7 protein-coding genes and 1 pseudogene are annotated in these 8,837 nt (G+C 68.7%); all 8 read left to right on the top strand.

Annotated features, from left to right (window positions below; translation table 11 throughout):
- A partial coding sequence (locus tag ACVNF4_RS12130; RefSeq protein ID WP_461802761.1) for an AAA family ATPase occupies positions 1-590 on the top strand: 590 nt, incomplete at its 5' end.
- A 104-nt stretch (positions 591-694) separates the two neighbouring features.
- A complete protein-coding gene (locus ACVNF4_RS12125) occupies positions 695-1,486 on the top strand; it encodes an enhanced serine sensitivity protein SseB (protein ID WP_461802760.1) in 792 nt (263 codons plus the stop codon).
- A 125-nt stretch (positions 1,487-1,611) separates the two neighbouring features.
- The gene (locus ACVNF4_RS12120; RefSeq protein ID WP_461802759.1) at positions 1,612-2,409 is read left to right on the top strand and encodes an enhanced serine sensitivity protein SseB C-terminal domain-containing protein; all 798 of its coding nucleotides are present in this window, start codon (positions 1,612-1,614) and stop codon (positions 2,407-2,409) included.
- A gap of 284 nt (positions 2,410-2,693) precedes the next feature.
- A complete protein-coding gene (locus ACVNF4_RS12115) occupies positions 2,694-3,692 on the top strand; it encodes an ABC transporter permease (protein WP_461802758.1) in 999 nt (332 codons plus the stop codon).
- A gap of 41 nt (positions 3,693-3,733) precedes the next feature.
- Complete coding sequence (locus tag ACVNF4_RS12110) at positions 3,734-5,479, top strand: ABC transporter substrate-binding protein (RefSeq protein ID WP_461802757.1); 1,746 nt, start codon at positions 3,734-3,736, stop codon at positions 5,477-5,479.
- 91 nt (positions 5,480-5,570) lie between these two features.
- Positions 5,571-6,581: an ABC transporter permease gene (locus ACVNF4_RS12105; RefSeq protein ID WP_461802756.1), complete on the top strand. Its 1,011-nt coding sequence runs from the start codon at positions 5,571-5,573 to the stop codon at positions 6,579-6,581.
- Positions 6,578-7,663 (top strand): ABC transporter ATP-binding protein, encoded by a 1,086-nt coding sequence (locus ACVNF4_RS12100; protein WP_461802755.1) that lies wholly within the window; start codon positions 6,578-6,580, stop codon positions 7,661-7,663. The genes ACVNF4_RS12105 and ACVNF4_RS12100 overlap by 4 nt, the downstream gene beginning before the upstream one ends.
- A pseudogene (locus ACVNF4_RS12095) lies at positions 7,633-8,766 on the top strand (ABC transporter ATP-binding protein); the annotation flags it as partial. The gene ACVNF4_RS12100 and the pseudogene ACVNF4_RS12095, both read left to right, overlap by 31 nt.
- Positions 8,767-8,837: the final 71 nt, after the last annotated feature.

Genomic DNA, 8,837 nt, shown 5'->3' with positions numbered 1-8,837 from the left:
CCGAACGCCCCGCACCGGTCGTCCGCGACCTGCGCGACCGCGCCGGCCGCAGCCCGCACGCCCTGCTCTTCGGCCCCCGCGACCTCGTCGTCGTCACCGGCCTGCCCGGCAGCGGCAAGTCCACGCTGATGCGCCGCGCGGTGCACGGCGCCCGGATCGACTCCCAGGACACCCGCGACCGCTGGGACGCGAAGGCGCCCCGCTTCCTCCCCTACGCCGTCTACCGGCCCCTCGTCCGCCTCGCCCACTATGCGGGCCTGTGGCGGGCCCTGCGCTCCGGCGAGGGCGTCGTCGTCCACGACTGCGGCACGCAGTCCTGGGTGCGGGCCTGGCTCGCCCGGGAGGCCCGCCGCCGTGGCGGCACCCTGCACCTCCTGCTCCTGGACGTCACGCCGGACACGGCGTTGCGGGGCCAGCGGGAGCGGGGCCGGGGCGTCTCCCGGTACGCCTTCCTGCGCCACCGGCACGCGGCGTCCCGCCTGGTCGGAGCGGTGGAGAAGGGGAAGCTGCCGGACGGCTGCGAGGCCGCGGTGCTGCTCGACCGGGACGCGGTGGACGTCCTGCGCAGGGTCGCGTTCACGCGGGGCTGACCTTGTTCACGCTCGGCTGACCCCGTGCCGTCCGGTACGCCTTTAAGCTTTTCCTCTTACACGGCGCATTTCATACAGCGGTTCCCAGCAGGCGGTAGACAGAGATGGACTTCCCGGCGGACCTCCCGACCGACTTCCCGGCCCCCGCACACCCCTATCCCCACGGCGGCTGGCCGGGCAACGAACTGGAGGAGGTGCTCTCCGCCTCCCTGAACGTGCCGTCCGCAGGGGCCCGCATCATCGAGGTCCTCGCGCGCAGCTTCCTGTGGATACCCCTGCCCAACGGCGGCGGCCCCCGCACCGGCCCCCTCGACCTGCCCACGGTCGACCTGGGCGGCCAGACATACGTCCCCGTCTTCACCTCCGAGGAGCAGTTCCGCCAAGTCGCGGGCTCCCACATGTCGTTCACCATCGCCCCGGCGGTGGAGTTCGCCCGTGGCCTGCCCCCGCAGGTCGGCATCGCCCTCAACCCCGACGGCGTCGTCGGCGTCCCCCTTCCGCCGGAGGCGGTCGCCGACCTCTGCCGGGCCGGGCGCACCGTCCTCGACGGCACCGCCTCCGGCGCGCGCGTGCGCCTCTTCGAGCCGGACTGGCAGGACGACCCGATGGAGTTCCTCGCCGAGGCGTCCAAGGAGTTCGAGGCGACCGGTGTCGTCCTGACCGCCCGCCGCTGCCTCGCCGCGATCGAGACCTCGGCGCCGGTGATGTTCGTCGGCGTCGAACTCGCCCAGTGGGACGGCGACTTCAGGGAACGCCCCCTGGACGCGCTGGGCCGGGCACTGGGCCGCGTCCCGATCGGCTGGCAGGTGAACCTGATCCTGCTGGACGTCGCGGAGGACCCGGTGGGTGTGTGGATGAGGACGAACGTCCGGCCCTTCTACACACACGGAACCTGAACCACCCCGGGGCGCACCCGCCGAACACACAACCGGCGAACCCCCGGTGGGCGCTTAAGCTTGACCCCGACGCAGGGCAACAACACACACGGGATAACTCACGAAGGGGCGGTAGAAACGTGGGCGTGAGCGTGAGCGGCACCGCTGCGACCGGCCAGGTCGAGCACACGCTGCGCCAGGTCACGCCTGGCCGCTACGACGCCTACGAGGCACTCCTGCGCGCCCTCTCCACCCCCACCACCGGCCAGATCTGGATGCTCCTGTGGCACGGCCAGGCCGGCTCCCCGGACGCCCAGTACGGCTCCATGGAGGTCGACGGCCACGCGTACGCCCCGGCCGTCACCTCCGCCCAGGAGCTCTCGGCCAGCGGCTGGAACCGCTCGTACGAAGTGGTGGACGGCCTCGACGCGGCCCGCACCCTCTACCCGGACCGCCACGGCCTGTGGCTGAACCCGCACGCGCCGGGCGGCGGCGTCGGCGTCCCCTGGGCCGACCTGCGCAGAATCGCCACCGGCCTGGACCGCCAGCCCCCCGGCCCGCTGCGGCTGTCCGACCCGCAGGTCGAACTCCCGCACTTCTACGCCCTCCTGGGCCAGAACGCCCACCGCACCCCCGCGATCCGCGCCCTGCGCCGCGCCTGGGTCCAACCGGCTCTGGGCCAGCCCTACTTGTCGATCGGCCTGGACGTGTACGACACGTCCCCGCAGTCGGTGGACGCGGTGCGGGCGATGATGCAGCAGTCGATCGGCGCCGTCCCGGACGGCCTGCCGGTGTCGACGGTCGCGATGACCGACGAGTACGACCCCGTCGTCATGTGGATGCGCGCCAACGCCCGCCCGTTCTACGACCGTGAGGCGCACGCTCCGGCCCCGCAGTCCCCGGCGGCCGGTTACGGCTATCCGGCAACCCCCGGCGCGTACTGATCCTCTGACGGACCGTCATCTCACGAAACACGCCCGTCACTTCAGAGCTCCTTCATCTCCGCGCGTAGCGTGCACCCTAAAAAGTCCCCTCGCACCTTTTTCCCAAATTGCCGTCGTCCGGGGGGCGTTACCCGGTGTTCGGATAGCGGAATCTTCCCGTCGGCATCACGTTTGTGCATACTTTCGCCGCCACATCTGGCGCGTGATCACGAGCGCGTTGAAGACTCGCCTCCCATAAGACGCGAGTAAGGCCGGTCACCGCCGGCGGGAAGGGTCAGTGCACTGTGACCGCACCGATCGAGACCACCGGGTCGGAGGCCGGAGCACAGCCGGAAGCCGTGCTCGCCGGGGCCAAACAGAGTCAGATCGAAGGGCGTTCACTCACCCAGATCGCCTGGACCCGGTTCAAGCGCGACAAGCTGGCCGTGGCCGGCGGCATCGTCGTGGTCTGCCTCGTCCTCATGGCGATCCTCGCCAAGCCCATCGAGGCGATCTTCGGCCTCGACCCCAACGAGTTCAACCAGGACCTCATCGATCCGGCCATGCAGGCGCCCATCGGCGGCTGGGGCGGCATGAGCTGGGACCACCCGCTCGGCGTGGACCCGCAGTACGGCCGCGACATGCTCGCCCGCATCATCGACGGCTCCTGGGTCTCCCTGCTCGTCGCGGGCGGCGCCACCCTCCTGTCGGTGGCCATCGGCACCGTCCTCGGCGTCGTCGCCGGCTACTACGGCGGCTGGATCGACTCGCTCATCAGCCGGGCGATGGACACCTTCCTCGCCTTCCCGCTGCTGCTCTTCGCCATCGCCATCTCCGCGTCCGTGCAGGACGGCTTCTTCGGGCTGAACGGGCTCCCGCTGCGGATCTGCGTCCTGATCTTCGTGATCGGCTTCTTCAGCTGGCCCTACATCGGCCGGATCGTGCGGGCCCAGACGATGACCCTGCGCAAGCGGGAGTTCGTCGAGGCCGCCCACAGCCTGGGCGCGCGCGGTCCGTACGTCCTCTTCCGGGAGCTCCTCCCGAACCTCGTCGCACCGATCCTCGTCTACTCGACGCTGGTCATCCCGACGAACATCCTCTTCGAGGCCAGCCTCAGCTTCCTCGGAGTCGGCATCGCCCCGCCGCAGGCCTCGTGGGGCGGGATGCTCAGCAACGCCGTGGATCTCTACACCGCGGATCCGCAGTACATGTTCGTGCCCGGACTGGCGATCTTCATCACCGTCCTGGCGTTCAACCTGCTGGGTGACGGGCTGCGCGACGCACTCGACCCGCGCAGCAAGTGACCACAGCAAGTGATCCACATCGACAGAGGGGGCTTTCCTCGGTGAAGACGAGAAGGGTGACCGCCGCGATCGCGTCGGTCCTGGCGATCTCGCTCGGCGCATCCGCCTGCGGCGGAGGCAGCGACAGCGGCGGCTCGGCCAAGGGCAAGAAGGACGAGGGTCTGACCTCCATCGTCAACGTCTCGAACAAGAAGGGTGGCACCCTCAGCTTCGAGCACTCCGACGTGGCGGACTCCCTCGACCCGGGCAACACGTACTACGGCTGGGTGCAGAACTTCTCGCGCCTGTACGGCCGTACGCTCACCACGTTCAAGCCGGCCGCGGGCAAGGACGGCCTGACCGTCGTCCCCGACCTGGCCGAGTCGCTGGGTGTGCCGAGCGACGGCGCCAAGACGTGGACGTACAAGCTGCGCGCCGGCGTCCAGTTCCAGGACGGGACCCCGGTCACGTCCAAGGACGTCAAGTACGCCATCGAGCGCTCCAACTTCGCGCCCGAGGTGCTCTCCAACGGGCCGACGTACTTCAAGTCGTACCTGGTCGGCGGCGACAAGTACCAGGGTCCCTACAAGGACAAGAACCCGAACGGGCTCGCGTCCATCGAGACCCCGGACGCGCAGACGATCGTCTTCAAGCTGAAGCAGCCGTTCGCGGACTTCGACTACCTGGCGACCTTCTCGCAGACGGCCCCCGTGCCGGCCGCGAAGGACGACGGCGCCAAGTACGTCCAGCACATGGTCTCCTCCGGCCCGTACCAGTTCGAGTCGTACGAGGAGGGCCGCAGCGCCACCCTCGTGCGCAACCCGAAGTGGGACGCCAAGACGGACCCGATCCGCAAGGCTCTGCCGGACAAGATCACGATCAAGTTCAAGGTGAACGCGGTCACGATCGACAACGACCTGATCTCCGACAAGGTCACCGCCGACGCGGCCGGTACCGGCGTCCAGGCCGCGACCCAGCCGAAGGTGCTGAGCGGCAAGAAGGCCAACCAGACCGACAGCTCGTACGCCGGCGCCACGCAGTACATCGCGCTGAACCAGAACGTCGAGCCGTTCAACAACATCAACTGCCGCAAGGCCGTGCAGTACGCGGTCGACAAGCAGTCGATCCTCGACGCGGCCGGCGGCGCTCCCAAGGGCGACATCGCCACCACACTGCTGCCGCCGTCCGTCAACGGGTACACCAAGTTCGACACCTACCCGTCTGCCGGCAACAAGGGTGACGCGGCCAAGGTCAAGGAGTTCCTCACCGCGTGCGGCAAGCCGACCGGCTTCAGCACGATCCTGACCGCCCGCTCCGACCGTCCCGCCGAGGTCGCGCAGGCCACCGCCGTCCAGGCGTCGCTCAAGAAGTACGGAATCAACGTCGAGATCCGGCAGTTCCCGGCCGGCAAGTACTTCTCGAACTTCGCGGGTGTCCCGTCCTACGTCCACCAGCAGAAGCTCGGCATGCTGTCCATGGCATGGGGTGCCGACTGGCCGACCGGCTTCGGCTTCCTCGACCAGATCGTCAACGGCTCCGCCATCAAGCCCTCGGGCGGCAACAACCTGATGGAGCTGAACGACCCGAAGATCAACGCCGCCCTGGCCGCCGCGATCGCCAACACCGACACCGCCGCCCGCACCAAGGCGTGGGGTGACATCGACAAGATGGTCCTGGACACCGCCACGGTCGTCCCGACCCTCTACCGCAAGAACCTGCTCTTCCGCCCGGCGTCCGCGACGAACGTCACGGTCACCCAGGCGTACCTGGGTATGTACGACTACCTGCTGATGAGCTCCTCCAAGTAGCGGTACCCCGGAATCTTCTCGAAAGGCAGGTGAAGGTTCCGGGTGGCGGGGACGGACAGGATCCGACCCCGCCGCCCGGAGCCGGACAGCTGTGGCTGCGTACATCATCCGGCGCGTGTTCGGCGCCCTGGTACTGCTGCTGGTGGTCAGCGCAGTCACCTTCGCGATCTTCTTCCTGGTCCCCAGGCTGGGCGGGCAGACCCCCGACCAACTCGCCGCGCAGTACGTCGGCAAGGACGTCAACCCCGACTCGGTCGCCGCGGTCAAGAAGAACCTGGGCTTCGACCAGCCCATCTACACCCAGTACTGGCACTTCCTCAAGGCGCTGTTCGTCGGCGCCGACTACAAGTTCGGCCCGGACGCCACCCACTGCGACGCGCCCTGCTTCGGCTACTCCTTCAAGAGCCACGTCGAGGTCTGGCCGCAGCTCACCGAGCGCATCCCGGTCTCCTTCTCGCTCGCCGTGGGCGCGGCGGTGATCTGGCTGATCTTCGGTGTCACCACCGGCGTCGTCTCCGCGCTGCGCAAGGGCAGCCCCGTCGACCGCATCTCGATGTTCGTCGCGCTCGCCGGCGTCTCGCTGCCGATCTTCTTCACCGGGCAGATCCTCAGCGCGCTGTTCGTGTACGAGGTCCCCATCTGGGACTCCATCGACTACATCCCCTTCACCGAGAACCCGGCGGAGTGGGCCTGGCACCTCCTGCTGCCCTGGATCAGCCTCGCGTTCCTGTTCTCCGCGCTCTACGCCCGGCTCACCCGGGCAGGCATGCTGGAGACCATGGGCGAGGACTACATCCGCACGGCCCGCGCGAAGGGCCTCAAGGAGTCGACGGTCGTCACCAGGCACGGCCTGCGCGCCGCGCTCACCCCGATCGTCACCATCTTCGGCATGGACTTCGGCACCCTGGTCGGCACCGCCGTCCTCACCGAGACCGTCTTCTCCCTCCAGGGCATCGGCGCGTACTCGGTCCAGTCGATCCGGGACAACGACCTGCCCATCGTCATGGGCGTCACCCTGGTCGCCGCCTTCTTCATCGTCTTCTGCAACCTCGTCGTCGACCTGGTGTACGCAGCCATCGACCCCCGGGTGAGGTACTCGTGAGCAAGCTCGACAAATCGGCACCGGGGGAGCCGGTCAGCGATGCGCCGGACGCTCCCGAGGACACGTTCCTCTCGGTCCGCGACCTGAAGATCCACTTCAACACGGACGACGGCCTCGTCAAGTCCGTCGACGGCGTCAGCTTCGACGTCCGCCGGGGTCGCACCCTCGGCATCGTCGGCGAGTCCGGTTCCGGCAAGTCCGTCACCTCGCTGGGCCTCATGGGCCTGCACCGCTCCGCCAAGAACGCCCGCGTCAGCGGCGAAGTCTGGCTGGACGGCCAGGAGTTGATCGGCGCGAACCCCGACGAGGTCCGGCACCTGCGCGGCCGCAAGATGGCGATGATCTTCCAGGACCCGCTGTCCGCGATGCACCCGTACTACACGGTCGGCCAGCAGATCGTCGAGGCGTACCGGGTCCACCACCCGGTCACCAAGAAGGAAGCCCGTAAGCGCGCCGTCGAGATGCTCGACCGGGTCGGCATCCCCGAGCCCGACAAGCGTGTCGACGGCTACCCGCACGAATTCTCCGGCGGTATGCGCCAGCGCGCGATGATCGCCATGGCGCTCGTCAACAACCCGGAACTCCTCATCGCCGACGAGCCGACCACCGCGCTCGACGTGACGGTCCAGGCGCAGATCCTCGACCTGATCCGCGACCTCCAGAAGGAGTTCGGCTCCGCGGTCATCATGATCACGCACGACCTCGGGGTCGTCGCGGAGATGGCCGACGACCTGCTCGTCATGTACGGCGGCCGGTGCGTCGAACGCGGGTCCGCCGAGGACGTGTTCGCCGGGCCACGGCACCCCTACACGTGGGGGCTGCTCGGCTCGATGCCGCGTCTCGACCGCGAGGACACCGACCGCCTCATCCCGATCAAGGGCGCCCCGCCGTCCCTGATCAACATCCCGTCCGGCTGCGCCTTCAACCCCCGCTGCCCGTACGCGGATCTCCCCAAGGACAACGTCACCCGCACGGTCCGGCCCGAGCTGACCGAGGTCGGCGGCGGACACTGGGCCGCCTGCCACCTCGGCAAGGAGCAGCGGGAGCGGATCTGGACCGAAGAGATTGCGCCGAAGCTGTGAGCGATGCTGTGAATGAGACGCCCGAGGTCCTGCTCAAGGTCTCCGGCCTCCAGAAGCACTTCCCGATCCGCAAGGGCCTCCTTCAGCGCCAGTCCGGTGCCGTGCGCGCGGTCGACGGCATCGACTTCGAGGTCCGCAAGGGGGAGACGCTCGGGGTCGTCGGCGAGTCCGGGTGCGGGAAGTCGACGATGGGCCGGCTCATCACGCGGCTCCTCGAACCGACCGGCGGGAGCGTGGAGTTCGAGGGCAAGGACATCACGCACCTCAACGCCGCCGGGATGCGCCCGCTGCGCCGGGACGTCCAGATGATCTTCCAGGACCCGTACTCGTCGCTGAACCCCCGGCACACCATCGGGACGATCGTCAGCGCGCCGTTCAAGCTGCAAGGGGTGACCCCGGAAGGCGGCGTGAAGGCCGAGGTGCAGCGCCTGTTGTCGGTGGTCGGTCTCAACCCCGAGCACTACAACCGGTATCCGCACGAATTCTCCGGCGGCCAGCGTCAACGCATCGGTATCGCCCGCGCGTTGGCCCTGAACCCCAAGCTGGTCGTGGCCGACGAGCCGGTCTCCGCGCTGGACGTCTCCATCCAGGCGCAGGTGGTGAACCTGCTGGACGACCTCCAGAGCGAGCTGGGCCTGACGTACGTCATCATCGCCCACGACCTCTCGGTCGTCCGGCACGTCTCCGACCGCATCGCGGTGATGTACCTCGGCAAGATCGTGGAGTTGGCGGACCGGGACCTGTTGTACAAGTCCCCGATGCACCCCTACACCAAGGCGTTGCTCTCCGCGGTCCCCATCCCGGACCCGAAACGCCGAGGCGCCAAGAGCGAACGCATCTTCCTCCGCGGCGACGTCCCCTCCCCGATCTCCCCGCCGAGCGGCTGCCGCTTCCACACGCGCTGCTGGAAGGCCACGGAAATCTGCCGCACGACGGAGCCCCCGCTGCTGCAACTGATCCCGGGCCAGCAGGTGGCGTGCCACCACCCGGAGAACTTCGAGGACCAGGCTCCACAGGACACGGTGCTGCTGTCGGAGGCGAAGCAGGCGGCGGAGTTGGTGGCGGACGAGGTGCTGGAGGGCTCGCAGGAAACGCCGGAAGCGTAGTTGTTCTTTAGGGGCGCGGGGCCGTATCGATATGCGGCTCCGCCGCGTGGGCGCGACAAGCCACGAAG

It is taken from the genome of Streptomyces sp. S6, assembly GCF_054880855.1.
Note: the sequence above shows the minus strand (reverse complement) of the source record. Positions and strands in the feature narration are given on the sequence as shown.